Raw genomic sequence first — 23,463 nt, forward strand, 5'->3', positions numbered from 1 at the left:
AGCGCGCGCACCTTTTCAGTGAAGAGCGTGTTTCTTCACAAACGGGACGACGTCTGAACACTTCGCCCCTCGCTCACGTTCGCGTGGCTGCCGCGTCTGTCGCTTTCCGTCCCTTTTCCTGGGTTCATCAGCGGCTGAGGGCGGCGCGCAGCCGTTCCGGATCGGTGGTCGGCGCGTCGCAGGTGAAGTTCCGGCAGACGTACGCGGCCGGGGCGCCGCCCACCAGCGGCCGGTCGGCGAGCAGCGGGAACTCGTCGCTGCCCGCGGTGCCGGCGGCCACCACCGCGCCGGGCGCGGTGCCGAGCAGTGCCGTGCGGTGCAGGGCCGTCGTGCCGGCGTCGGTGAGCGCGGGGCCGACGACCGCCACCTCCCGCGGGCCGTCGAGCAGGGCCTCGGCGGCGGCCAGGCCCCAGCCGATGAAGCGGGGGACGCGCGGGCCGAGCGCCTTGACGACGCCGAGCGCGTGCTCGGCGGCGGTGCGGTGCGGCTCGGAGCCGGTGTGGGCGGCGTAGGACAGCAGGGCGCCCGCGGCGGCGGTCCAGCCGGACGGGGTGGCGTTGTCGGTCGGGTCCTGCGGGCGGCGGATCAGCCGCTCGGCATCGGCCGCGGTGTCGTACAGGGAGCCCTTGTCGTCGCTGAAGCGGGTCAGGACGTGGTCGAGGAGCAGCCCGGCGAAGTCCAGCCAGACGCCTTCGCCGGTGACGGACGCGAGCGCGAGGAAGCCCTCGGCGACGTCGGCGTAGTCCTCCAGCACCCCGGCGTTGCTCCCGGCCCGGCCGTCCCTGCTGGTGCGGGTGAGCCGGCCCTGGTCGTCGAGGTGGAGGCGGACCAGCAGGTCGGCGGCGGCGACGGCGGCCTCGACCAGGTCCGGGCGGTCGAAGTAGGCGCCGGTCTCGGCGAGCGCGGCGATCGCCAGGCCGTTCCACGCGGCGACGACCTTGTCGTCCCGTCCGGGGGCGGGACGCTCCCGGCGCGCGGCCAGCAGGCGCTCCCGTACGGACCGGATGCGCTCGGCGTCGAACACGCCCTCGTGCTGGGGCAGTTGCAGCACGGAGGAGCCGTGCTCGAAGGTGCCCTCCTCGGTCACCCCGAAGTACTGCGCGGCGAGGTCGGCGTCGGCCTCGCCGAGGGCCTCGGTTAGCTGCTCGGGCGTCCACACGTAGTAGGCGCCCTCGACGTGCCGGCCCGTCCCGTCGTCGCTGTCGGCGTCGAGGGCGGAGGCGAACCCGCCCTCGGGCGTGCGCAGTTCGCCGACCAGGAAGCCGGCGGTCTCCAGGGCGACCCGGCGGGCCAGGTCGGAGCCGGTGGAGCGCCACAGGTGGGCGTAGACCCGGCACAGCAGCGCGTTGTCGTACAGCATCTTCTCGAAGTGCGGCACGACCCAGTCCCGGTCCACCGAGTAGCGGGCGAAGCCGCCGCCGAGCTGGTCGTAGATCCCGCCGCGGGCCATGCGCTCGCAGGTGTCCTGCGCCATCTGCAACGCGCCCTCCGCGCCGGTGCGGGCGTGGTGGCGCAGCAGGAACTCGATCACCATGGACGGCGGGAACTTCGGGGCCCCGCCGAACCCGCCGCGCTGCGGGTCGTACTCGCGGGTGAGCCCGAGCAGCGCCTGCGCCAGCTCCGCCTCGCCGGGCGCCTGCGCGTCGCCGTAGGAGATCTCCCGCCCGGCCAGGTCCCGGACGATCTTCCCGGCGACGTCGGTGACCTCCTCGCGCCGCTCGGCCCACGCCTGGTGGACGCCCTGGAGGACCTGCCGGAAGGACGGCATGCCGTGCCGCGGGGCGGGCGGGAAGTAGGTCCCGAAGTAGAACGGCTCGGCCTCCGGCGTCAGGAACACCGTCATCGGCCAGCCGCCGTGTCCGGTCGCCGCCTGCACGGCCTCCATGTAGACGGCGTCGACGTCGGGGCGCTCCTCGCGGTCGACCTTGACGCTGACGAAGTGCGCGTTGAGGTAGTCGGCCGTCGCCTCGTCCTCGAAGGACTCGTGGGCCATGACATGGCACCAGTGGCAGCTGGAGTACCCGACGCTGAGCAGCACGGGCACGTCCCGCCGCCGCGCCTCGGCGAAGGCCTCGTCCGACCAGGGCCACCAGTCGACCGGGTTGTCGGCGTGCTGGAGGAGGTAGGGCGACGTCTCGTGGGCCAGTCGGTTCGGCATGGGGTCCATCCTGCCCCAGTACCCGTGCCGAGCCTTACAGCACACTCCCCAGGGCGTTCACACGGCGGGACACTTGACCGGCGCACAACCGGGGAATGACCCGGGACGGGTGGGGACGACGGAGCCGCAGGAGGGGGCAGCGACATGCGGGACAGTCATCGGGCCGATGCCGAGCGACTGCTGGTGCGGGCCGTGGAGGAGGAGGTGCGCCGCACGGGCGGGCGCACGGACGGCACCGTGCTGCTGTCCCGGGCCCGCGGGGCGCTGGACGCGATGGCCCGGTCGGCCGCCGAGGAGTACGAGGCCTACACCCGCGCCCTGGACGAGGCGGCGGCCGGGCAGCTCACCTTCCGGCAGCGCTGGGCCCGCGAGGGTGCCGGGACGCCGCTGCTGGTGGCGGGGGTGGCGGGGGCCGCGGCGGTGGTGGCCGACCTGGCGCTGGGCACCGGCGCGGGCACGGCCGTCGGCGCGGGCGTCACCGTCGGCGTCGCGGGCGCGGCGGCGACCGTGGTGAAGGTGGCCGGCTCGCATCTGCCCGCCGCCCACCACCGCGCCGGTGCCGTCAGCCAGCCCGGCGGCCCCGAGCAGCTGCGGTTGCAGTGGCTGACGGCACTGGAGGTGCGGGGCATCCGGCCCTTCCTGGACCAGCAGCGGGTGCTGGCGGCCTCCACCGGGCCGACGAAGCCGGGGCCGAAGCTGCGCGGCGCGGACAAGTCCGCGGCGGCCCGCGGGCGCACGGTGCTGGAGCAGTCGTTCGCGCAGCTCCCCGAGGCGGACGGGGTGTTCGCGGGGCGGCGGCGGGAGATGGCGCGGCTGCGCCAGTGGGTGCAGGCCGCCCGGGCCGGCACGGCGACCGAGCCGACGGTGGTCGTGCTGCACGGCGCGCCGGGCAGCGGCCGTACGACGCTGGCGGTGCGCGCCGCCCACGAACTGCGGGACCACTTCCGCGGCGCCTGCGTGGTCGACCTGCGCGGCGACAGCCCCGGCGAGTCGCCGCTGCCGACCCGGGACGCCCTGCTGCACCTGCTGAACCGGCTGGGCGCGCCCCGCGAGCAGTTGCTGTTCCGGGAGCGGTCCTCACCGGACCAGCAGGTCAAGCGGCTGAGCGAGCTGTACCACCAGCATCTGACGGGGGTACCGGTCACCGTCGTGCTGGACGACGCCTCGGACGTCGAGCAGGTGCGCACGCTGGTCCCGCAGCGGTCGGACAGCCTGGTGCTGGTCACCGCGCGCACCCCGCTCCGGCTGCCCGCCGACCTGCCGGCGCGGGTGCACCAGCTGCCGGTCGAGCCGCTGGACGCCGCCGGCGCGGAGGAGCTGCTCGGCGCCGCCGCCCAGGACGCGTCGGGGCCGTACGACGCCGAGTCCGCCGAGCGGATCAGACAGCTGTGCGGCGGACTGCCGCTGGCGCTGCGGGTGGCGGGCTCCTCGCTGGGGCCGCGTTCGCCGCGGGCCCTCGCCACGGACCTGGGGGCGTACGGCCCGGTGGAGCCGGTGGAGCGGGCGCTGTGGCTGCGCTACACCGACCTGGCGGACCCGGCCCGCCGGCTGCTGCGCCGGCTGGCGCTGGCCGGGCGCACCTCGCTCGGTGCCCCGGCCGCCGCCGCGCTGCTGGCCACGGACGACACGGAGGCGGCCGGCCGCCTTGCGGAGCTGTCCCGGGCGGGCCTGGTCGACCGGGTGCGCGGCAGCCGCTACCGGCTGCACGACGTGGTGCGCGCCTTCGCGCGGGCCCGGCTGGCCGACGAGGAGGACCCGGCCGAGCGGGCGGCGGCCCAGGAGCGGCTGATCGGCACCTACGCCGAGCTGGCCGACTCGGTGCTGCGGCTGGTCGACGGCAACGTCTCGACCCGCTCGGACCGGTTCGGCGCCTACGGCTTCACCTCCCTGGACGAGGCGCTGCGCTGGCTGGACGACGAGTCGAGCTTCATCACCGCGACGCTGCGGCACGCGGAGGGCGTCGACCGGGGCGCGGTGCAGAATCTGCTGGGCGCGCTGTGCGACTACTGCCTGCTGCGCGGCGACCTGTACCGGCTGGGCGAGATCAGCGAGCTGGCGCAGGCGGTCGACGAGGGGCTGCTGGTCCGCTCGGTGCAGTGGCGCACGGGCATCGCGGCCCGTCAGCTGGGCGAGCTGGACAAGGCCCGGGCCACGCTCAGCTCCGTGGTCGACCTGTACCGGGACGCCCACCACGACGCGGGCGCGGCCAGGGCGCTGACCTCGCTGGGCATCACCCTGCACCACCAGGGCAATCTGACCGAGGCGGCGGAGAAGCTGCGCGAGGCGCTGGACCTGGCGGCGGCGCCGGAGCTGGCCGCGGACCGGGCGTGGACGCTGCACGCGCTGGCGGCGGTGCAGCGGGACCGCGCCCGGCTTGCGGAGGCGCTGGCGCTGCTCACCGAGTCGCTGGAGCTGCACCGGGCGAGCGAGTCGGTGCACGGGCAGGCGTGGGCCCATTTCCAGCTCGGCCAGCTGGGTCTGCGCAGGGGCGACGTGGCGGGCGCGGAGGCCGATCTGCGCGCCGCCCTGGAGCTGTACGGCCGCACGCAGGACGCGCGCGGCGAGGCCTGGGCGCTGACCCAGCTGGCCCGGGCCCGGCTGGTGGACGGGGACGCGACCGTCGCGGTGGACGAGCTGCGCCGGGCCGCCGCCCGCCACCGCGACAACGAGGACGCGCGCGGCGAGGCGTGGACGGTCTACTACCTGGGCCAGGCGCTGGAGGAGACCGGCGACCTGGACCGGGCCGTGCGCGAGCTGGAACGCTCCCGCACGATGTTCTCCCGGATGCGGGACGTGTACGGCCTGGCCTGCGCCCGGCACCACTCGGCGCGGGTCACCCGGGACCAGCGGGCGGCCCGCACGGGCTCGCTGCGCAACTCCGGGTTCGCCCGCCAGCTCCTGGTCGACGCCCGCGCCGACTTCCAGCGCATCGGCGTGGCCCACGGGGAGGCGTGGACCTGCCTGGAGCTGGCGGTGGTGGACGCGGGCAACGCCCGTACGCCCCAGGCGCTGGCCCTGTGCGACGAGGCGGCGGCGCTGTTCGCCTCGTACGGCGACCGGCGGGGCGAGGACTGGGCCCGCTTCCTGCGCTGCACCCTGCTGCCGTACGCCGCCCCCGGCGGTGTCGAGGTCGGTACGGCGGTGGCGCAGGAGGAGCTGGCCCAGCTGGCCCGTGCGGGACACCCGGCACGGGACGGGAAGCTGGACGACTACGTGGAGGCGTACGGGCTGCTGCTGGAGCGCGGCGTCCACCTGGAGTCCGGCTGGCAGGCCTGGCGCCTGGGCATGGTGCCCGGCCGGGACGCCCGTGAGGTGATGGGAGTGCAGGTCACCGCGGCCCCCGGATGAGCCCCTCGGCTCCTCCGCTGGGCCCCTCCACCCGGCACCTCCGCCCGGCACCTGTGCGGCAGGCCGTCGAGAGCGCCCGGGGAAGGTCCCACCGGCTCGGTCGACGGGGAACACCCGGGCCGACCGTCGGGCGGGGCCTCCGGGGGAAGCGACCCGGGACGACCGCCAGGCCGGGGCCGTCCCGGGCCGGCCTGGCGGTCGAGGGGCAGGCGGCTAGCTCTGGTGCGGCGCGGCGCCGCCGGAGGCCTTGGCCTGGGGCGCCCGGCCCGTCCCGCCCTTGCCCTTCCCCGTGCCCTTGTCCTTGTCCTTGTCCTTGCCGGGGGTCGGCGCGTCGGGGGCGGGGGCCCCCTCGAAGTCGACCTTGCCCATGTGCCGGTTCATGGACTTCATCAGGCCCCACACCGCCAGGGCCATCACCGCGAAGACGATGAAGCCGAGGACGCCGGGGGTGACCTTGTCCTCGTCCAGCTCCTTGGCGAGGGGGACGAGGTGCGTCATTGCCAGGCTTGCGCTTGCGCTCATGTCAGGCATTGTCCCGGATGCCCGCGAAGAGGTCGTCCTCGGGGAGGGAGGTGTCCACGAGGGACTTCGCCAGCTCGTACTCCTCGGTGGGCCAGACCTCCTTCTGGAGCTCCATCGGCACCCGGAACCAGCCGCCGTCGGGGTCGATCTGCGTGGCGTGCGCGATCAGCGCCTTGTCGCGGATCTCGAAGAAGTCGGCGCACGGGATGTGCGTGGTCAGCGTGCGCTCCGGGCGGTCGGACTCGGCCCAGCGCTTGAGCCACTCGCCGTAGGGGGAGTCCAGGCCGCGGTCCAGCATCGCCTGGTGCAGCGCCTCGGTGCGCTGCCGGTTGAAGCCCTGGTTGTAGTACACCTTCAGCGGCTGGTACGCCGGTCCGTACTCGGCCTCCGGGTACTTCGCGGTGTCGGCCGCGCCCTCGAAGGCCACCATCGTGATCTTGTGGGTCATGATGTGGTCGGGGTGCGGGTAACCGCCGTTCTCGTCGTAGGTGGTGATCACCTGCGGACGGAAGGAGCGGATCTTCCGCACCAGCTCGCCGGCGGCCGTGTCGACGTCCTGGAGAGCGAAGCAGCCCTCCGGCAGCGGCGGCAGCGGGTCGCCCTCGGGCAGACCGGAGTCGACGAAGCCGAGCCACTCCTGCTTCACGCCGAGGATCTCGCGGGCCTCGTCCATCTCCTTGCGGCGCACCTCGTGGATGTTCGCCTCGATGTAGGCGTCGCCCTGGAGCTTGGGATTGAGGATGGAGCCGCGCTCCCCGCCCGTGCAGGTCACGACCAGCACGTCCACCCCCTCGGACACGTACTTCGCCATGGTGGCCGCGCCCTTGCTCGACTCGTCGTCGGGGTGGGCGTGGACGGCCATCAGTCGCAGTTGGTCAGTCAAGACTCAATCCTCGGTCAATGTCGGCGCCCCGTGTGCGTCGGCGCAGTCTGGTCGGTCTCGTCCCGGGCCGGGCTCGCCCCCGGGCGTCGTGAGGGGTGGAGGTCGGGCGTCGGGCGGCGGCTTCTATAGTGACCGAATCGGAGGGCGAATAATTCCGGGGTCCGGCCCCGGGGCCCGTTTCGGGACATCAGTCCCGCTCCGGCCGAGAGGACGATCATGAGCACGGCGAGCACGCGACTGCCCGAGGACCGCTACGGCCGTTCCTCGGATGAGCGCACCGACCGCACGCTCAAGGTCGTGGGCGGCGTGCTCGGCGTGCTGCTGCTCGCGGTGATCGGCTGGTTCGGCTACCACTACGTCGGCCAGAACGAGATCAGCGCCGAGGTGATCGGCTTCGAGACCTCCACGGACGCCGTCAGGGTGCACCTGGAGGTCCGCAAGGACGCCGGCGCGAGCGGCTACTGCACCGTGCGCTCCCAGGCGGAGGACGGCGACCTGGTCGGCCAGGCCGACTTCCGCTTCGAGGGCGACGCCACCCGCATCGACAAGATCGTCACGCTGCGCACCAAGGCGCCGGGCACCACCGCCGAGCTGGTCGGCTGCCGGGCCGGCTGAACCTCCCGGCGCGGGCGCGGTCGATCCGTGGGTGCTGACCTGCGGTGACACGAATCTGGAGGCTTATGTCCTCCCCCTTTCGCCCCTGAATTGTTAGGCTCGTGGTTTCGCCCATCCGTGAAGGAACATTCTTCTGGGTAGGGCGATGCTTTGTATTCCCAGTACCGACGAGGAGCACCCTGTGACCCAGACCAGCGAGAACGTCACCTGGCTGACCCAGGAGGCGTACAACAAGCTCAAGGAGGAGCTTGAGTACCTTACTGGTCCTGCGCGCAGCGAGATCTCTGCCAAGATCGCCGCGGCGCGTGAGGAGGGGGACCTGCGCGAGAACGGCGGGTACCACGCGGCCAAGGAGGAGCAGGGCAAGCAGGAGCTCCGTGTGCGCCAGCTGACTCAGCTCCTCGAGACCGCCAAGGTCGGTGAGCCGCCGGCGGCCGACGGCGCCGTGGCACCGGGCATGGTCGTCACGATCGCCTTCGACGGCGACGAGGACGACACGCTGACCTTCCTGCTCGCCTCCCGGGAGTACGCCAGCGCGGAGATCGAGACGTACTCCCCGCAGTCCCCGCTGGGCTCCGGCGTCATCGGCCACAAGGTCGGCGAGGACGCGGAGTACGAGCTGCCGAACGGCAAGAAGGCCTCGGTGAAGATCCTCAAGGCGGAGCCGTACAACGGCTGACCGCCCGGGCCGGCCAGGCCCTCCTGTCCATGACCGGCCCCCGGCGTCCCCGTGACGCCGGGGGCTTCGTCATGCGGCCGGGCGTCGCCGCGCGGCCGGGCGTCGCCGCGAGGTCGAGGCGGTCGAGGTCTTCTCAGGCTGCCGCCGAGCGGTACTTGCGCACGGCGAGCGTACGGAAGACCAGCAGGATCACGACCGACCAGATCAGCGAGGCCCATATGGGGTGCTGCATGGGCCAGGCGTCGGGGGTCTCGAAGCCCGGTGGCAGGTTGCCGAACAGTTCGCGGCACGCCTGCACCGTGGCACTGAACGGGTTCCACTCCGCTATGTGCCGCAGGAAGGTCGGCATCTGGTTGGCGTCGACGAACGCGTTGGAGATGAACGTCAGCGGGAACAGCCAGATCAGACCGCCGGATGTCGCCGCCTCGGGCGTGCGCACGGACAGGCCGATGAGCGCGCCGATCCAGGAGAACGCGTAGCCGAGCAGCAGGAGCAGCCCGAATCCGGCGAGCACCTTGCCGACGTTCTCGTGTGTCCGCCAGCCGACGATCAGGGCGACGACCGCGAGGACGAGCAGGGTCAGCGCCGTCTGGACCAGGTCGGCGAGGGTCCGCCCGGTCAGCACCGCGCCGCGCGCCATGGGCAGGGAGCGGAACCGGTCGATGAGGCCCTTGTGCATGTCGTCCGCGATACCGGCGCCGGCGCCCGCCGTGGCGAACGTGACCGTCTGGGCGAAGATGCCGGCCATCAGGAACTCGCGGTAGGCCTGGGTGGAGCTGGACGAGCCGACCTGGATCGAGCCGCCGAACACGTAGGTGAACAGCACCACGAACATGATGGGCTGGATCAGCCCGAAGATCAGCATTTCGGGGATCCGGGCCATGCGGATCAGGTTCCGTCTGGCCACGACCAGGGAGTCCCGGACGGACTGGCCCATCGGGTTGGGGGCGGTCTTGTCCCGCACGGCGTCGGTGACGGCGCTCACTGGACGGCCTCCTTGTCCTGGGCCGGGGTGTCGGACTCGGCCATGTGTCCCGTGAGGGAGAGGAAGACGTCGTCCAGGGTGGGGCGGCGCAGACCGATGTCGTCTATCTCGATGCCGCGGGCGTCCAGCTCGCGGATGATCTCGGACAGCAGCTTCGCGCCGCCGGTGACCGGCACGGTGATCTTGCGCATGTGCTCCTCGACCGTGGTCTCGCCCTTGCCGAAGCCGCCGAGCACGTCGGAGGCGGTCCGGATGTGCTCGGGGTCGTGGACCACGACCTCGACACGTTCGCCGCCTGTGCGGGCCTTGAGCTGGTCGGAGGTGCCCTGGGCGATCACCCGGCCGTGGTCGACCACCGCGATGTCGTGCGCGAGGTGGTCGGCCTCCTCCAGGTACTGCGTGGTCAGCAGGAGTGTCGTACCGCCGGAGACGAGGTGTTTGATGACCTCCCACAACTGCTGGCGGTTGCGGGGGTCCAGGCCGGTCGTCGGCTCGTCCATGAACATCACGGGCGGGGAGACGACGAGGGCCGCCGCGAGGTCGAGCCGGCGGCGCATGCCTCCGGAGTAGGTCTTGGTGGGGCGGTCGGCGGCGTCCGCGAGGTGGAACTGCTCGAGCAGCTCGTCGGCACGCTTCTTCGCCGCCTTCGCCCTCATCTGGTAGAGCTGGCCGACCATCTGGAGGTTCTCCCGGCCGGTCAGGTACTCGTCGACCGCCGCGAACTGGCCGGACAGACCGATCGAGCGGCGTACGGCGTCGGGCCGGCGCAGCACGTCGATGCCCGCGACGACCGCCCTGCCGCGGTCGGGTTTCAGCAGCGTCGTCAGACAGCGGACGGTGGTCGTCTTGCCCGCGCCGTTCGGCCCGAGCAGGCCCAGGACGGTGCCCTCGGGGACATCGAGGTCGACGCCGTCCAGAGCCCTTACGTCACCGAAGGTCTTCACCAGGCCTTCGGCGTAGATGGCGCCTGGCATATGAGTCTCCACGTCGTCGGGGATTCTTCGGAAAAGACTAGGTATGCGAGGTGCGCACCGCCCGTTCGGCCGACACGGCGGCCGGGGACGGGAGTGCGGCACACACACATCATAACGCGATGTATCGCGTTGCTCAACGGACTTACCCGAACGAGTGAGTGACGACGGGGACGACGTCCCCCACGGCCCCTAGCGCATGACCGTGTAGCCCGCGTCCCGCAGGGCCTGGCCGACCTCCACGCAGTGCGCCGGGCCCTTCGTCTCCAGGTGCAGTTCCACCTCCGCCTCCGTGAGCCCGAGCCGTGGATCGGTCCGTACGTGGCTCACGTCGAGGACGTTGGCGTCGACCGCCGACAACACCCCGAGCAGCGTGGCGAGCGCGCCCGGCCGGTCCGTCAGCCGCAGCCGGACGGCCAGGTAGCGGCCCTGCGCCGCCATGCCGTGCCGCAGCACGCCCTGCATCAGCAGCGGATCGACGTTGCCGCCGGACAGCACCGCCACCACCGGCCCCTCGAACGCCCCCGGCTCGCTCAGCAGCGCCGCCACCGGGCTGGCCCCGGCCGGCTCGACGACCAGCTTGGCCCGCTCCAGGCACAGCAGCAGCGCGGTGGACAGCTCGTCCTCGCTGACCGTGCGGACCTCGTCCACCAGGTCGCCGACGATCCCGAACGGCACGTCGCCGGGCCGCCCGACCTTGATGCCGTCGGCCATCGTCACCGGCTGCTCGACCGACACCGGCCGTCCGGCCGCCAGCGACGGCGGATACGCCGCCGCGCCCTCCGCCTGGACGCCCACGATCCGCACGTCCGGCCGCAGCGCCTTCACCGCGACCGCGATGCCGGCCACCAGGCCGCCGCCGCCGATGCCGACGACGATCGTGCGCACCTCCGGGCACTGCTCCAGGATCTCCAGGCCGACCGTGCCCTGCCCCGCGATGACGTCCGGGTGGTCGAAGGGGTGGATGAACACCGCCCCCGTGTCCTCCGCGTACTCCTGCGCGGCGGCCAGCGTCTCGTCGACCACCTGTCCGTGCAGGCGGACCTCGGCGCCGTAGTCCCGGGTGGCGCTGATCTTCGGCAGCGGGGCGCCCTTCGGCATGAACACCGTCGACCGCACCCCCAGCAGCGACGACGCCAGGGCGACGCCCTGCGCGTGGTTGCCCGCGCTCGCCGCGACCACACCGGCGGCCCGCTGCTCGGGCAGCAGCCCGGCGATCCTCACGTACGCGCCGCGCAGCTTGAACGAACCCGTCCGCTGGAGGTTCTCGCACTTCAGGTGCACCGGGGCGCCGACCAGCTGGGACAGGTGCCTGCTGCCCTCCATCGCCGTCACCCGGGCCACGCCCGAGAGCATCTTCTGGGCTCCGCGGACGTCGTCGAGGGTGACGGGCCGGGAGAGGCGAGCCGCGCTGAGGTTCATGGCTCCAGCATCGCAGTTCGCGCCCTCGCGTGAGGGCTGTGACCAACCCGCGGGACCGGCTTTGCGCAGCGCCGGGTACGCCCCGCCGCCCGGCCGCGTACCCTGTCCCCCAACCAGCAGCCCTTCACGAAGTGAGCCCCCGGCCATGCCCACAACACCTGAAATGTCGATGGACATGACGACCGCCGGTGACCCCGGTCTTCTCGACACGCTGCAACACGAGGTGGCGTTGTTCGCCCGACGTGCCGAACAGACCCGGCTAGGCGGGGTCGGACAGGTGCGCAACTCCATGGACCGCGCCGCCTACCTGCTGCTCAACCGCCTCGACAAAGAAGGCCCGATGGGCGTCAAGGCGCTCGCCGCGAGCATGGGGATCGACTCCTCGACGGTCACCCGGCAGGTCGCCCCGCTCGTCGACACCGGACTCGTCAAGCGCACCTCGCACCCCGAGGACGGACGCGCGGTGGTCCTCCAGCTCTCCCCGCGCGGGGTGTCGCGCCTGGAGGAGGTGCGCTCCTCCAGGCGGCAGCTGATGGCCGAGCTGACCCACGACTGGACGCCCGAGGAACGCGAGTCGTTCTGCGCGCTCCTCGCCCGCTTCAACGGCGCCCTGTCCGCCCGTATGGCCGCGCACGACGTGTCCGGCACGGAGAGCCAGTCGCCCTCCTGAGGCCGGCCACCGGCACCCTGGGACGTGCCCGCGCGGGGCGGTTCGCCGACTTCGTCCACGCGCGCGTACGGACGGTGCTTCCCGGCTCTTGACGGTGGCACGCCCCTGGCCTGATATGAGACGGGGCGGGTCGCCGTCGGACGGGAGGCGCCGTGCGCGAACGGCATGCGTCGCGGGATGCCCGCCGGGCCCGGGAGTTCGAGGCGTTCGTCGCGGGTGCGGCAGGCCGGCTGCTGCATGCCGCCACGCTGCTCACGGCCGAGGCGCCCGACGACAACCCGCGGGCGCGGCGCCTGCTGGCCCTCTCCCTCGCCCGGACCTACGCCGGCTGGGACCGGCTGCGCGGCGAGGACCCCTACGTCCGCACCCGCACGTTTCTGGCCACCCGCTTCGCCCGCGAGTCCTGGCACCGCCACGGCGCCTTCGGCCGGGCCCGGTCGCGTGGCACCGGAGCGCTCGCGGGGCTCGCCCCGCAGGAACGCCTGATCCTGGTGCTCCGGATCTACGAGGGGGTCGGTGAAGAGCAGGCGGCGGCCCTGCTGGGCCTGCCCGTGGACCGGGTCCGGACGATCTGCGACCGGGCCACGGCGACCCTGCTGCACCCGCCGCGCGAACCGGCCCCGCCCGCGGCTCCCGCGAAGGCCACGACGTCATGAGGGGCACACGCGCGCGGGGCCGCGCGGGGGGCCGTGCATGGAGCCGCGCGTGGGACCGCGCGTGGAGGACCGGCAACGGACGGCTGAGCGGGGGGAGGCCGTGGGCGGCCGGGAGGCGGCGGTCGGCAGGGAGGCTGCCGGCGACCGGGAGTCCCTGGGCGGCAGGGAAGCCGCGGACAGCCGGGGAGCCGCGGGCGGCAGGGAGGCGGCTGTGAGCCGCCGCGAGCGGGAGGCGGCCGTGCGGCGGATCATGGCCCGGTCCGCGCCACGGGTGCCGCCGGACCTGTGCGCCGACGCCGTCCGCCGCGGTGACCGCATGCTGCGGCACCGGGCCGCCGCCCGCCGTGTGATGTGGCTGCTGCTGTGCGCCGCGGCCGTCGCGCTGGCGGCGTGGACACTGACCGCGCAGCCCTGGGCGGAGCCGCCCTCGGAGACGACTCCGCCCCTGACGGGCTGGTGAGAGACCGGACGGGCCGGCGGACCGGGGGCCCGGACCGGTGACCGGTCAGCCGAAGGACTGCTGGGTCCCCGGTCAGCCGAGGGCCTGCTGAGGCCTCGGTCAGCCGAGGGCCTGCTGGAGGTCCTCCAGGAGGTCGTCGGCGTTCTCGATGCCCACGGACAGGCGCACCAGGTCGCCCGGCACCTCCAGGGCGGAGCCGGCGGCGGAGGCGTGCGTCATGCGCCCGGGGTGCTCGATCAGCGACTCCACGCCGCCCAGGGACTCACCGAGCGTGAACACCTTCGCGCGGTTGCAGACCTCGACGGCCGCCTGCTCGCCGCCCGCGACGCGGAAGGAGACCATGCCGCCGAACGCCCTCATCTGCTTGGCGGCGACCTCGTGACCGGGGTGCTCCGGCAGCCCCGGGTACAGCACGCTCGTCACGCGCGCGTGCCGGGTGAGCATGTCGGCGATCTTCGTGGCGTTCTCGCTGTGCCGGTCCATGCGCACCGCGAGCGTCTTGGTGCCGCGCAGCACCAGCCAGGAGTCGAAGGGGCCGGCGACGGCACCCATCGCGTTCTGGTGGAACGCCAGCTCGTCGCCCAGCTCCGGGTCGCTGACGATCAGGGCGCCGCCGACCACGTCCGAGTGGCCGCCCATGTACTTCGTCAGGGAGTGCACGACGACGTCCGCGCCCAGGGCCAGCGGCTGCTGGAGGTACGGCGTGGCGAAGGTGTTGTCGACGACGAGGCGGGCACCGGCGTCCCGGGTGACCTGGGCGACGGCGGCGATGTCGGTGATGCCGAGCAGCGGGTTGGACGGCGTCTCCACCCACACGGCCTTGGTCTTCGGGGTCAGCGCGGCCCGGATGGCGGCGGCGTCGCTGGTGTTCGCCACCGACCACTCCACGCCCCAGCGGGTGGCGACCTTGGCGAAGAGGCGGAAGGTGCCGCCGTAGGCGTCGTCGGGGATGACCACGTGGTCGCCGGGCCGGAGCAGCGTGCGCAGCAGGCAGTCCTCGGCCGCCAGTCCGGACGCGAACGCGAGCCCTCGGCTGCCGCCCTCCAGGGCGGCGAGGTTCTCCTCCAGCGCGGTGCGGGTCGGGTTGGCGCTGCGGCTGTACTCGTAGCCGCCGCGCAGACCGCCGACGCCGTCCTGCTTGTAGGTGGACACCTGGTAGATGGGCGGGACGACCGCGCCCGTCAGGGGGTCGGCGGTGTTGCCCGCGTGGATCGCGAGCGTCTCGAAGTGCTGACTGATGTGCCTGTCGCTCATGGGCACCGAGGGTAATGCGCCGGGCCCGCTCGTGAGGCCGCTCGCGGAGCAGCGCGGGGCGGAGCGGTTTTCCACAGGCCCGGGGGCAGGTTGGCCAATTGCCGGCGCGGTCTGGTTCGCTTGAGGCATGGAGATTCTCTGGGTCCTGATGGCACTGGTCATGCTGGGCTTCGTGCTGCTGTCCGTGCTGCGGCGCAGGCGCGGCATGATCGAGCAGGTGCCGGCCGGGCATCCGGACGCCGCGGACCCCGCGAACTACGGCTTCGTCCGCCAGGAGGAGCTGGACATCCGCATGCCCGGCCCCGACCAGGACCTGCTCGACGTGCTGGACCTGGTGCAGCGCACGCGCGACCACCGCGCCGCGCAGCAGCTCCTGGCCGGCACGGAGGCGGAGGGCGAGCTGCGCTGGCAGCGCGTCCAGGCGTTCGCGGGCGCCGCGTCGCTGGAGCTCCAGCAGCGGCCGGGTGGTGTGGACGAGACGCCGGGCGGCCAGTGGCTGCGGGTGTGGCGGGCCGAGATGCCCAAGGACGCGGGCGGGGCGCAGGTGCACGCCGAGTTCCTGGTGCAGCAGGCGTGGCGGACGGCGGCGCCGGGCACGGACGAGTTCCGGATCATCATGGAGGAGGCCAAGGCCGCCTGCGGCGAGGCCGCGCTGCTGGCGCCCGGCGATCCGGTGCCGTACATCATCGAGCTGTCGGTGGCCCGGGGCCTGGCGTATCCGCGTGAGGAGTTCGAGCAGCTCTGGCTGAAGATCCTGGACCGCGCGCCGAACCACATGGGGGCGCATCTCGCGGCGCTCCACTACTGGTGCGAGAAGTGGCACGGTTCGCGGGAGCAGGCCTACCAGTTCGCGGAGGCCGCGGCGGCCCGCGCGCCGCGGGGCTCGCTGCTGGCGGCGATGCCGCTGTTCGCGGTCTTCGAGCACCTCCCGGAGATCACTCTGGTCAGCGGTTTCTACCAGAGCGAGGTCGTGACCAAGGCGATCCACGGCGCGCTGCACGCGGTCCACTCCGCCCGCCCCGACGACCCGATGCTGGCGCACGTCCGCCACCTGCTGGTCTTCTTCCTGGTCCGCGGCGAGCGCTGGGCGGAGGCCATGCAGCAGCTGGTACACGTCGACGGCCACGTGGGCGCCCTCCCGTGGACCCTGTCCGCCGACCCGGCGTCGGAGTTCGCGGTCTACCGGGCGCTGGCGGTGGCGGGCTACGAGGCGAACGGCGGCAGCCCGGCGTCCCTGCCGCGCTGACGCCGCCGCGACGGCGGGCCGGACGCCGGAATTCCGGCCGCCCCGCGGACGTTGTCCGGACGTAGCCCCGATTGGAGACCGCATGTTCCTGCACAGCCGTACGCCCCAGCTGCCGACCCCCGAGCAGGCTCTGCGCGGCCGCCCGGAGCCGGCGTTCTCGGTCCCCGACCGCCACACCGTCCTCGGCAACGCCCTCCTCGGCCCCTACCCCGAGGGCATGGAGGTCGCCGACTTCGGACTGGGCTGCTTCTGGGGCGCGGAGCGCAAGTTCTGGCAGCTCCCGAGGGGTGTCTGGACCACCCTCGTCGGCTACCAGGGCGGCTACACGGAGAACCCCACGTACGAGGAGGTCTGCTCGGGCCTGACCGGCCACACGGAGGCGGTCCGGGTGGTCCACGACCCGGAGCTGATCTCGTACGAGACCCTCCTGAAGACCTTCTGGGAGTCCCACGACCCCACGCAGGGCTTCCGCCAGGGCAACGACGTGGGCACGCAGTACCGCTCGGCGATCTACACCCACTCCCCCGCCCAGGCCACCGCCGCCGAGGCCTCCCGCGAGGCCTACCAGAAGGTCCTGACCGCCTCGGGCCACGGCACGATCACCACGGAGATCCTCCCCGCGGAGGGCCGGACCTTCTACCCGGCCGAGGGATACCACCAGCAGTACCTGGACAAGAACCCGGCGGGCTACTGCGGCATCGGCGGCACGGGCGTCTCCTGCCCCATCGGGGTGGCGCCCGCGTCCGAGTGACGTGGGTTTGCCGGTGATGTGAGTTCGTGAGCCACTGTCAGCCCCGGTCCGTCGCGAGCCGGGGCGGAGGCTCGGGTTCCGGGATACGCTCGCTCGCATGCTGCTGCGACAGGCGTGCCGAAGGGTGTCACGGGTCGTCCTGGTCCTCCTCGCCGCTCTCGCGGTGGCCGTCGGGGGCGGGGCGGTGGCGCAGGCGGCGGAGCCGTCGGGGTCGGGCGGCCGGCAGTTGCTGTACTACAACCACGCCTACGGCGTGCTGGACCGGGAGACGGCCGACGCCATCGAGACCTCCGCCTACCTGCGTGCCTTCGCGGACTTCCACGTGCGCACCACGACGGGTGCCGGCGGACAGACGTGGACCGGCCGTTACCTGATGGGCCGTGAGACCTATCTCGAGCTGTTCGGCGTGGGCGACCTGCCCGGTCAGGACGGGCTCCTCGGCGCCGCCGGGGCGGGGGTCTCCGTCGAGCGGGCCGGTGATCTCGAGAAGGTCGTCGAGCGGCTGTCGGACCACGGGGTGAGCGATCCCGTCCGGTTCCAGCAGACGCGGGACTTCGGTGACGGGGTCCCGGTGCCGTGGTTCGACGCCGTGTTCACCACCGGCCAGTACGACGCGTTCGGTGCCTGGGCCATGGAGTACCGGCCGGAGTACTTCGCCGACCCGCGCAGCAACACCGAGCCCGCTTCCCGCCCCGGCGACGTCGGGCGGGAGCGCTATCTGCCCGACGCCTACCGGGACCGTCTGATGCGGGACGTGACGTCCGTGCGCATCGGCGTGACCGAGCGGGACCTCGCCAGCACCGTGCCGCTGCTGCGGGCCGGCGGATTCGCCGTCCGTTCCACGGCGGACGGGGGCGTCCTCGCCCAGGGCGGCGGCACCACGATCCGGCTGGACGCCGTGCCCCGCGACCGGGCGGGACTGCGGGAGGTCGGGATGTCCCTCAACCGCCCCGTGCCGCACCGGCACGAGGAGCGGATCGGGAACTCCTCCCTCGTCGTCGGACCGGGCCCGTACGCCGTGTGGACCTTCGACGGCGGCGACGGGGCCTGACGCCCCCGCCGCTCGGCCGCTCAGATCGTCGCCGTGTCGATCACGAACCGGTACCGCACGTCGCTGGCGAGCACCCGCTCGTAGGCGTCGTTGATCTCCGCCGCGCCGATCAGCTCGATCTCCGCGCCGATGCCGTGCTCGGCGCAGAAGTCCAGCATCTCCTGCGTCTCGCGGATGCCGCCGATCATCGACCCGGCCAGCGTCTTGCGCCCGCCGATGACCGAGAACAGGTTGAGGGAGACCGGCTCCTCCGGAGCGCCGACGTTCACCAGGGCGCCGCCCGTCCGGAGCAGACCGAGGTAGGCGCCGAAGTCGAGCGGGGCCGACACCGTGGAGACGATCAGGTCGAAAGTGCCCGCCAGCTGCTCGAACGTGGCCGGGTCGCTGGTGGCGTAGTAGTGGTCGGCGCCCAGCCGCAGGCCGTCGTCCTTCTTGCGCAGCGACTGCGACAGGACGGTCACCTCGGCGCCGAGGGCGTGTGCGAGCTTGACGGCCATGTGGCCGAGGCCGCCCATGCCGAGCACGGCGACCTTCTTGCCGGGACCGGCGTTCCAGTGCTTCAGCGGCGAGTAGGTGGTGATGCCGGCGCACAGCAGGGGCGCGGCCACGTCCAGCGCGAGCCCGTCGGGGATGCGCAGGACGTAGTTCTCGTCGACGACGATCTTCTGCGCGTAGCCGCCGTAGGTGGGCTCGCCGTCCTTGCCGACGGCGTTGTACGTGCCGACCATGCCCGAGCCGGTGCAGTACTGCTCCTCGCCGGCCCGGCAGTTCTCGCACTCGCGGCAGGAGTCGACCATGCAGCCGACGCCCACCCGGTCGCCGACGGCGAACCCGGTGACGCCGGGGCCGACCTCGGAGACGACACCGGCGATCTCGTGGCCGGGGACCATCGGGAAGATGGCCTCGCCCCAGCCCTCGCGGGCCTGGTGGATGTCGGAGTGGCAGATGCCGGCGAACTTGATGTCGATCAGGACGTCGTGCTCGCCGACGGCCCGCCGCTCGATGGTGGTGCGCTCCAGCGGCGCCTTGGCGGCGGGGGCGGCGTACGCGGCGACAGTGGTCATGCCGGTGTGCTCCAGGGTTCTCTTGACGCTTGGGATGCCTCCAGCCTGCCGCCGTCTCGAGCCGCCACCCAGACCACGGTTCTGCCTACGTCCAGCGTTCCTACCACTGGCGGGGTCAGGCTCCTGTGCGTACGACCGTGAATACTGGACGGCATGGACGAGCGACCCGAGCCCGCACCGCGGGCCGCGCCGGAGGACGGCGAGGCCGGCACCGGGCTGGACCGGCGCGCCGAGCTGAGCGAGTTCCTGCGCACCCGTCGGGCCCGGCTGAAGCCGGAGGACGTGGGGCTGCCGTCGTTCGGCCGGCACCGGCGCGTGCCGGGGCTGCGCCGGGAGGAGCTGGCGCAGCTGGCCGGGGTGTCGGTGGCGTACTACACCCGCCTCGAACAGGGCAACGGGCGGAACGTGTCGGCGGAGGTGCTGGACGCGATCGCCCGCGCGCTGCGGCTGACCGCCGCCGAGCACGCCCATCTGCTGCATCTGGCCAAGCCCAAGCAGCACAGGAAGAAGCCGGCCGCACCGACCCAGCACGTCCGGCCCGCGCTGCGGCAGCTGCTGGACTCGATCGAGACGGTGCCGGCGTACGTCGCGGGGCGGCGGTCGGACATCCTCGCCTGGAACCGGATGGCCGCGGCGCTGTTCGGGGACTGGGGGCGGCTGCCGGCGCAGGAGCGGAACTGGGCGCGGCAGGTGTTCCTGAACGCGGAGTACCGCGAGCTGTTCGTGGAGTGGGACCAGAAGGCGTCCGACATGGTCAGCCATCTGCGCATGGACGCCGGCTGCCATCCGGACGATCCGCGGCTCGCCTCCCTGGTCGGGGAGCTCTCCGTCAAGAGCGAGGAGTTCCGGCGGCTGTGGGCCACGCACGACGTGAAGGAGAAGAGCCACGGCGTCAAGCGGCTGCGCCACCCGCTGGTCGGGGAGCTGACCCTGTCCTTCGAGACCTTCCGGATGGTGGACGACGCGGACCAGTGCCTGGTCACTTACCACGCGGAGCCGGACTCGCCGTCGGCGGAGGCCCTGCGGCTGCTGGCGAGCTGGGGTGCGGACGCGGCTCAGAAGCGGCTGACGTCATGAGGAACGGCCCGCCGGAAGGGGAACTTCCGGCGGGCCGCTCACCGAGGGCTCACCTGCCGGCGTAAGCGCCGTAGAGCGAGATCGTCGACGTGTTGCCCTTCTTGTCGGCGATGACGGCCCGGAAGGAGATCGTCTTCCCCTTGGCCGGGTTCTTCACGGTGATCTTCCCCTTGGTGACCTTGGTCTTCTTCCAGGTCTTGCCGGAGTCGTAGGACACGGACACCGTCAGCGACTTCAGGTTCTTGCCGGCGGCGGCGCCCTCGACGGTGACCGGGATCCTCACCGTCCGGCCGGCCGGCACCGTGCTGTCCAGGCCCGTGACGGCGTGGAAGCGGGCCGTGGAGGCCGGCAGCTCGGTGCGGTCGGCGGTCTTCTTGGAACGGAAGGTCCAGCTCGCGTCGATGCGGCTGGAGGCCTTCGCCACCTTGGCGCTGCGCTTGACCGACGTGGTCAGGCGGTAGGCGGCGTCACCGGACGGGACGGTGAACTCGCCCTCGCCGAAGAGCGGGTCCTTGTGGGAGCCGACCTTCTTGCCGTTGCGGTAGAGGGTGGTGCTCACCGAGGAGAAGGCCGAGGAGCCCGGGTGGCCGTTGCCGTCGGCGAACAGCGGGACGAGGCCGGTGATGGTGTTGCCGTCCCGGAAGAGGCCGAAGTCCGCGGTCAGACGGGGACCGAAGACGGCCGTGTTGAAGGTCGTCGAGTAGGTCCGGCCCGCCTTGTACTTCTGCGCGTCGCCGAGGGTGTAGAAGGCCTCGCTGACCGGCCAGCCGTCGGCGTCCTTGCCGCCGTACTGCTCGAAGTCGACGTTCCAGCGCACCCCGTCCCGGGCGGACAGGTGCAGGGTGCGGGTGCCGGGCAGCTTCTGGGAGATGCCGATCGAGGAGCCGCCGAGGCCGCCGGGCAGTTCACCGAACGCGGAGACGGCGCCCTGCTTGCCGCGGGCCGAGGCGCCCAGGCCGGTCTTCAGCGTGGCCAGGTCGCCCTTCTTGTAGTGGCGGGTGTAGCCGGTGGCGAGCCGCTCGACCGGGCCGCCGGCGACGGTGTCGTACTGCTCGGTGCCGCCCTTGGTCCAGTGGCCGTCCCACTGCTGGTACAGCGAGCCGTCGGTGATCTTCGGGCCGAGGTGGCGGGTGCGGAAGCCCGCGTAGGAGTCGAGCCACCAGCCGAAGCCGTAGGTGGAGTCGCGGGTCTCGACGGCGAAGTCGGCGGAGGCGAACGAGGACCGGGCGCGCTTGTCGGGCACGGTGATGTTCACCGGCTTGGCGGTGCGGGCGTCCAGGGTGATCGTCGTCTTCTTGGTGACGTTCAGCCTGGGCTGGGCGAGCCAGTCGGCACCGCGGTAGGTGTCCGGGTCGTCGCTCGCGTAGATCGCGGAGTTGAGCACGTAACCGCCCTTGGGGACGCGGACGGTGACGGTGCCGTCGGCGTCGTAGGGCGAGAACCACTGCTCGGCGGCCAGGCCGGAGACGCCGGCCAGGTCGGTGGAGTAGTTCTTGGCGGGCTTGCCGTCGCGGCCCACGGTCTTGAGGGTGACGTCGTACGACTCGACCTCACGCTCCACGGCCGCCGCCGTGCGGACGCTCTGGCCGCCGCCCGCCGCCGTGACGTACGCCGCGTAGGCGCCGTCGGCGGTGCCGCCGAGCCTGGTGTCGACGGTGACGTCGACGGAGGCCTTGCCGCCCGCGGGGACGGTGACCTGGCCGGCGCCGAGCGTGAAGAAGCCGGCCGGGGCGGGCTTGCCCTGGGGGCCGGTGGCGGTCGACGTGAGCTTCAGGGTGACGTCGGTGGTGCCCAGGTTGCGGTACGTCAGCTGCCGGGTGACCGGCTTGTCGTCGGTGTGCGGCCACTGCTGGGTGCCGAAGCTCAGCGACACCGGGTCGGCGATCACGGTCTGCTTGCCGGCCTTGTCGACCTGGATGCGGCCCGAGCCCTGCTGGAAGGGGGTGTACGTGCCGCCCTTCGCGGAGGCGGTGAGCGCGCCCTTCAGTTCGGCGTACGTCCAGTCCGGGTGCTGCTGCTTGAGGAGGGCGGCGGCGCCCGCGACGTGCGGGGTCGCCATCGACGTACCGGAGATGGTGACGTACCCGGCGGGCTTCTCGCCCTCCTCGCGGGCGATGAGGCTGCCCTTGGCGGAGGCGGCGGTGATGTCGACGCCGGGGGCGGTCACGTCGGGCTTGACGGCGCCGTCGAGGCCGGGGCCGCGGCTGGAGAAGCCGGCCAGCCGGTCCTTGTCGTCGACCGCGCCGACGGTGAGCGCCGCGGCGGCGCTGCCCGGGGAGCCGACGGTCTTCTCGCCGTCGCCCTCGTTGCCGGCGGCGACGGCGAAGAGGATGCCCTTCTCCTTGGAGAGCTTGTCGACCTGCGCCTCCAGCGGGTCGATCTCCGGAGTGTCGCCGCCGCCGAGGCTGAGGTTGACGATGTCGGCGCCCTGCGCGGCGGCCCACTCCATCCCGGCGAGGATGCCGGAGTCGTCGCCGAACCCGTCGTCGTCGAGGACCTTGCCGTTGAGCACCTTGGCACCGGGTGCGACGCCCTTGAACGTCCCTCCGCCCTTGGCGCCGGTGCCCGCCGCGATGGAGGCGACGTGCGTGCCGTGGCCGTACTTGTCGCCGGCGTCGGACGCGGCGGTGAAGTTCTTGGCGGCCACGACCTGGTTCTTCAGGTCGGGGTGGGTGGCGTCGACGCCGGTGTCCAGGACGGCGATCTTCACGCCCTTGCCGTCGTAGCCGGAGGCCCAGGCCTTGGGGGCGCCGATCTGCGGCACGGACCTGTCGAGGCTGGCCCTGCGGACGCCGTCCAGCCAGACGTGGGCGATGCCGGAGGCGGTCTTCTCGCCGTCGGTGACCGCGGCCCACAGGCCGGGCGTGTCCTGGTGCGGGGTCTGGACGGCGTCGGCGTTGAGGGACTTCAGGGTGCGGCGCAGGGTGCCGGCGTCGCGGACCTCCGACTTGGCGGCGGACGCCGCTCCCCGGTAGCCGACGATGACCTTGAGGCCGTTCCTGTGGGCCTTGCGGGTCGAGGCCCTGGCGAGTTCGGTGACGTCGAAGAGGCGTTGGTCGAGCTTGCCGGCGGCGAGCAGCCGGGCGGCGTCGGCCGGGACGACGAGGGTGTGCCCGCCGGCCCTGCGTATCTGGACGGGTATGTGCTCGCGGCCCTCGGCACGCTCCAGTCCGGTGACCCGGCCCCGGGCGTCGACGACCACCCGGTCGCCGGTGATGAGGGTGACGCGGTGCTTGGGCTTCGCCGGGGCCGGCGCGGCCTGCGCCGACCGGCCGGCGTCGGTCGTCGTCGGCTCCGTGTCCGCCGCGGCCGGGCCGGTCATGCCCGCCGCGAGGGCCACGGCGGCCGCCGTGGCGACGGTGGCCGTGCCCGCCCTGTTCAGGTGTCTGCGCAAGAATCCCCCTTGCGGAAGTACCGGACGAACCCCGTTCATCCGGCCGGGGGTGGTCTCGTGCGCGTGTGCGCAACCCCCCGGAGTCCGCAGTATCCCGAGGGGTGATCAGCGACTCAACGGCGCCCGGGCCGACGGTGGCGGACCGAGCGGAAACCGCCTGCCGGTTGTTACCCGGCCGCGCGAACTCCGTTACATGGCCGCCCCGTTCGCCCGCCAGTGGCCCTGCCCGGCTGCGGACACGCGGCCCTGCCCGGCAG

Annotated in this window: 19 protein-coding genes; 10 read left to right on the forward strand and 9 right to left on the reverse strand. The window is 72.9% G+C overall.

Annotation, left to right across the window (positions count from 1 at the left end; translation table 11 throughout):
* Nucleotides 1-127: 127 nt before the first annotated feature.
* Nucleotides 128-2,158 carry a thioredoxin domain-containing protein gene (locus ACZ45Q_RS01860; protein WP_468253816.1) on the reverse strand — a complete coding sequence of 677 codons (2,031 nt, stop codon included), beginning with the start codon at nt 2,156-2,158 and terminating at the stop codon, nt 128-130.
* A gap of 144 nt (nt 2,159-2,302) precedes the next feature.
* On the opposite strand from ACZ45Q_RS01860, the gene ACZ45Q_RS01865 reads away from it, so the two are divergent.
* Nucleotides 2,303-5,506: a tetratricopeptide repeat protein gene (locus tag ACZ45Q_RS01865; RefSeq protein WP_468253817.1), complete on the forward strand. Its 3,204-nt coding sequence runs from the start codon at nt 2,303-2,305 to the stop codon at nt 5,504-5,506.
* A 213-nt stretch (nt 5,507-5,719) separates the two neighbouring features.
* On the opposite strand, the gene ACZ45Q_RS01870 is transcribed toward ACZ45Q_RS01865, so the two are convergent.
* Together ACZ45Q_RS01870 and mca are read right to left on the reverse strand one after the other, a co-directional pair.
* Nucleotides 5,720-6,037 (reverse strand): hypothetical protein, encoded by a 318-nt coding sequence (locus ACZ45Q_RS01870; protein ID WP_468253818.1) that lies wholly within the window; start codon nt 6,035-6,037, stop codon nt 5,720-5,722.
* The gene (gene mca / locus ACZ45Q_RS01875) at nt 6,030-6,911 is read right to left on the reverse strand and encodes a mycothiol conjugate amidase Mca (protein WP_468253819.1); all 882 of its coding nucleotides are present in this window, start codon (nt 6,909-6,911) and stop codon (nt 6,030-6,032) included. The genes ACZ45Q_RS01870 and mca overlap by 8 nt, the downstream gene beginning before the upstream one ends.
* A 216-nt stretch (nt 6,912-7,127) precedes the next feature.
* Between mca and ACZ45Q_RS01880 the strand changes: the two genes are divergently transcribed.
* Entirely contained in the window at nt 7,128-7,526 is a 399-nt protein-coding gene (locus tag ACZ45Q_RS01880; RefSeq protein WP_468253820.1) for a DUF4307 domain-containing protein, read from the forward strand.
* Nucleotides 7,527-7,707: 181 nt separating this feature from the next.
* Nucleotides 7,708-8,205, forward strand: a complete 498-nt coding sequence (gene greA, locus ACZ45Q_RS01885) for a transcription elongation factor GreA (RefSeq protein ID WP_468253821.1) — start codon at nt 7,708-7,710, stop codon at nt 8,203-8,205.
* Between the two features lie 133 nt (nt 8,206-8,338).
* Here the strand turns inward: greA and ACZ45Q_RS01890 are convergent, their stop codons facing one another.
* From ACZ45Q_RS01890 to ilvA, 3 genes are all read right to left on the reverse strand, one after another.
* The gene (locus tag ACZ45Q_RS01890) at nt 8,339-9,142 is read right to left on the reverse strand and encodes an ABC transporter permease (protein ID WP_468254300.1); all 804 of its coding nucleotides are present in this window, start codon (nt 9,140-9,142) and stop codon (nt 8,339-8,341) included.
* Between the two features lie 44 nt (nt 9,143-9,186).
* Nucleotides 9,187-10,164, reverse strand: coding sequence for an ATP-binding cassette domain-containing protein (locus tag ACZ45Q_RS01895; RefSeq protein ID WP_468253822.1), 978 nt, complete (start codon nt 10,162-10,164; stop codon nt 9,187-9,189).
* Nucleotides 10,165-10,353: 189 nt separating this feature from the next.
* Nucleotides 10,354-11,583, reverse strand: a complete 1,230-nt coding sequence (gene ilvA / locus ACZ45Q_RS01900; RefSeq protein WP_468253823.1) for a threonine ammonia-lyase — start codon at nt 11,581-11,583, stop codon at nt 10,354-10,356.
* A 163-nt stretch (nt 11,584-11,746) separates the two neighbouring features.
* On the opposite strand from ilvA, the gene ACZ45Q_RS01905 reads away from it, so the two are divergent.
* The 3 genes from ACZ45Q_RS01905 (at nt 11,747) to ACZ45Q_RS01915 (ending at nt 13,369) form a co-directional block, all read left to right on the forward strand.
* Nucleotides 11,747-12,253, forward strand: a complete 507-nt coding sequence (locus ACZ45Q_RS01905; RefSeq protein WP_468253824.1) for a MarR family winged helix-turn-helix transcriptional regulator — start codon at nt 11,747-11,749, stop codon at nt 12,251-12,253.
* Between the two features lie 152 nt (nt 12,254-12,405).
* On the forward strand, nt 12,406-12,909 hold the full coding sequence (locus tag ACZ45Q_RS01910) for a sigma factor-like helix-turn-helix DNA-binding protein (protein WP_468253825.1): 504 nt from the start codon (nt 12,406-12,408) through the stop codon (nt 12,907-12,909).
* A gap of 211 nt (nt 12,910-13,120) precedes the next feature.
* Nucleotides 13,121-13,369: a hypothetical protein gene (locus ACZ45Q_RS01915; RefSeq protein WP_468254302.1), complete on the forward strand. Its 249-nt coding sequence runs from the start codon at nt 13,121-13,123 to the stop codon at nt 13,367-13,369.
* 99 nt (nt 13,370-13,468) lie between these two features.
* Here ACZ45Q_RS01915 and ACZ45Q_RS01920 read toward each other — a convergent pair whose 3' ends face one another.
* Nucleotides 13,469-14,623: a cystathionine gamma-synthase gene (locus ACZ45Q_RS01920; protein ID WP_468253826.1), complete on the reverse strand. Its 1,155-nt coding sequence runs from the start codon at nt 14,621-14,623 to the stop codon at nt 13,469-13,471.
* 127 nt (nt 14,624-14,750) lie between these two features.
* On the opposite strand from ACZ45Q_RS01920, the gene ACZ45Q_RS01925 reads away from it, so the two are divergent.
* The 3 genes from ACZ45Q_RS01925 to ACZ45Q_RS01935 all read left to right on the forward strand — a co-directional run bounded on the left by ACZ45Q_RS01925 (nt 14,751) and on the right by ACZ45Q_RS01935 (nt 17,671).
* Complete coding sequence (locus tag ACZ45Q_RS01925) at nt 14,751-15,869, forward strand: hypothetical protein (RefSeq protein ID WP_468253827.1); 1,119 nt, start codon at nt 14,751-14,753, stop codon at nt 15,867-15,869.
* Nucleotides 15,870-15,951: 82 nt separating this feature from the next.
* A complete protein-coding gene (msrA, locus tag ACZ45Q_RS01930) occupies nt 15,952-16,620 on the forward strand; it encodes a peptide-methionine (S)-S-oxide reductase MsrA (RefSeq protein WP_468253828.1) in 669 nt (222 codons plus the stop codon).
* A 97-nt stretch (nt 16,621-16,717) separates the two neighbouring features.
* Complete coding sequence (locus ACZ45Q_RS01935) at nt 16,718-17,671, forward strand: DUF5829 family protein (protein ID WP_468253829.1); 954 nt, start codon at nt 16,718-16,720, stop codon at nt 17,669-17,671.
* A 20-nt stretch (nt 17,672-17,691) separates the two neighbouring features.
* Here the strand turns inward: ACZ45Q_RS01935 and ACZ45Q_RS01940 are convergent, their stop codons facing one another.
* Nucleotides 17,692-18,735, reverse strand: a complete 1,044-nt coding sequence (locus ACZ45Q_RS01940) for an NAD(P)-dependent alcohol dehydrogenase (RefSeq protein ID WP_468253830.1) — start codon at nt 18,733-18,735, stop codon at nt 17,692-17,694.
* 153 nt (nt 18,736-18,888) lie between these two features.
* On the opposite strand from ACZ45Q_RS01940, the gene ACZ45Q_RS01945 reads away from it, so the two are divergent.
* Complete coding sequence (locus ACZ45Q_RS01945) at nt 18,889-19,812, forward strand: helix-turn-helix domain-containing protein (RefSeq protein WP_468253831.1); 924 nt, start codon at nt 18,889-18,891, stop codon at nt 19,810-19,812.
* A gap of 49 nt (nt 19,813-19,861) precedes the next feature.
* On the opposite strand, the gene ACZ45Q_RS01950 is transcribed toward ACZ45Q_RS01945, so the two are convergent.
* Nucleotides 19,862-23,134 (reverse strand): S8 family peptidase, encoded by a 3,273-nt coding sequence (locus ACZ45Q_RS01950; RefSeq protein WP_468254305.1) that lies wholly within the window; start codon nt 23,132-23,134, stop codon nt 19,862-19,864.
* Nucleotides 23,135-23,463: the final 329 nt, after the last annotated feature.

It is taken from the genome of Streptomyces sp. NPDC031049, assembly GCF_055571015.1.

Coding starts and splice junctions, on each gene's coding strand:
- ACZ45Q_RS01870 (WP_468253818.1), bottom strand. CDS start 6,037: ATGCCTGACATGAGCGCAAGCGCAAGCCTGGCAATGACGCACCTCGTC.
- ACZ45Q_RS01895 (WP_468253822.1), bottom strand. CDS start 10,164: ATGCCAGGCGCCATCTACGCCGAAGGCCTGGTGAAGACCTTCGGTGAC.
- ACZ45Q_RS01925 (WP_468253827.1), top strand. CDS start 14,751: ATGGAGATTCTCTGGGTCCTGATGGCACTGGTCATGCTGGGCTTCGTG.
- ilvA (WP_468253823.1), bottom strand. CDS start 11,583: ATGAACCTCAGCGCGGCTCGCCTCTCCCGGCCCGTCACCCTCGACGAC.
- ACZ45Q_RS01890 (WP_468254300.1), bottom strand. CDS start 9,142: ATGGGCCAGTCCGTCCGGGACTCCCTGGTCGTGGCCAGACGGAACCTG.
- ACZ45Q_RS01865 (WP_468253817.1), top strand. CDS start 2,303: ATGCGGGACAGTCATCGGGCCGATGCCGAGCGACTGCTGGTGCGGGCC.
- ACZ45Q_RS01860 (WP_468253816.1), bottom strand. CDS start 2,158: ATGCCGAACCGACTGGCCCACGAGACGTCGCCCTACCTCCTCCAGCAC.
- ACZ45Q_RS01945 (WP_468253831.1), top strand. CDS start 18,889: ATGGACGAGCGACCCGAGCCCGCACCGCGGGCCGCGCCGGAGGACGGC.
- ACZ45Q_RS01935 (WP_468253829.1), top strand. CDS start 16,718: ATGCTGCTGCGACAGGCGTGCCGAAGGGTGTCACGGGTCGTCCTGGTC.
- ACZ45Q_RS01880 (WP_468253820.1), top strand. CDS start 7,128: ATGAGCACGGCGAGCACGCGACTGCCCGAGGACCGCTACGGCCGTTCC.
- ACZ45Q_RS01920 (WP_468253826.1), bottom strand. CDS start 14,623: ATGAGCGACAGGCACATCAGTCAGCACTTCGAGACGCTCGCGATCCAC.
- ACZ45Q_RS01950 (WP_468254305.1), bottom strand. CDS start 23,134: ATGACCGGCCCGGCCGCGGCGGACACGGAGCCGACGACGACCGACGCC.
- msrA (WP_468253828.1), top strand. CDS start 15,952: ATGTTCCTGCACAGCCGTACGCCCCAGCTGCCGACCCCCGAGCAGGCT.
- ACZ45Q_RS01940 (WP_468253830.1), bottom strand. CDS start 18,735: ATGACCACTGTCGCCGCGTACGCCGCCCCCGCCGCCAAGGCGCCGCTG.
- ACZ45Q_RS01905 (WP_468253824.1), top strand. CDS start 11,747: ATGTCGATGGACATGACGACCGCCGGTGACCCCGGTCTTCTCGACACG.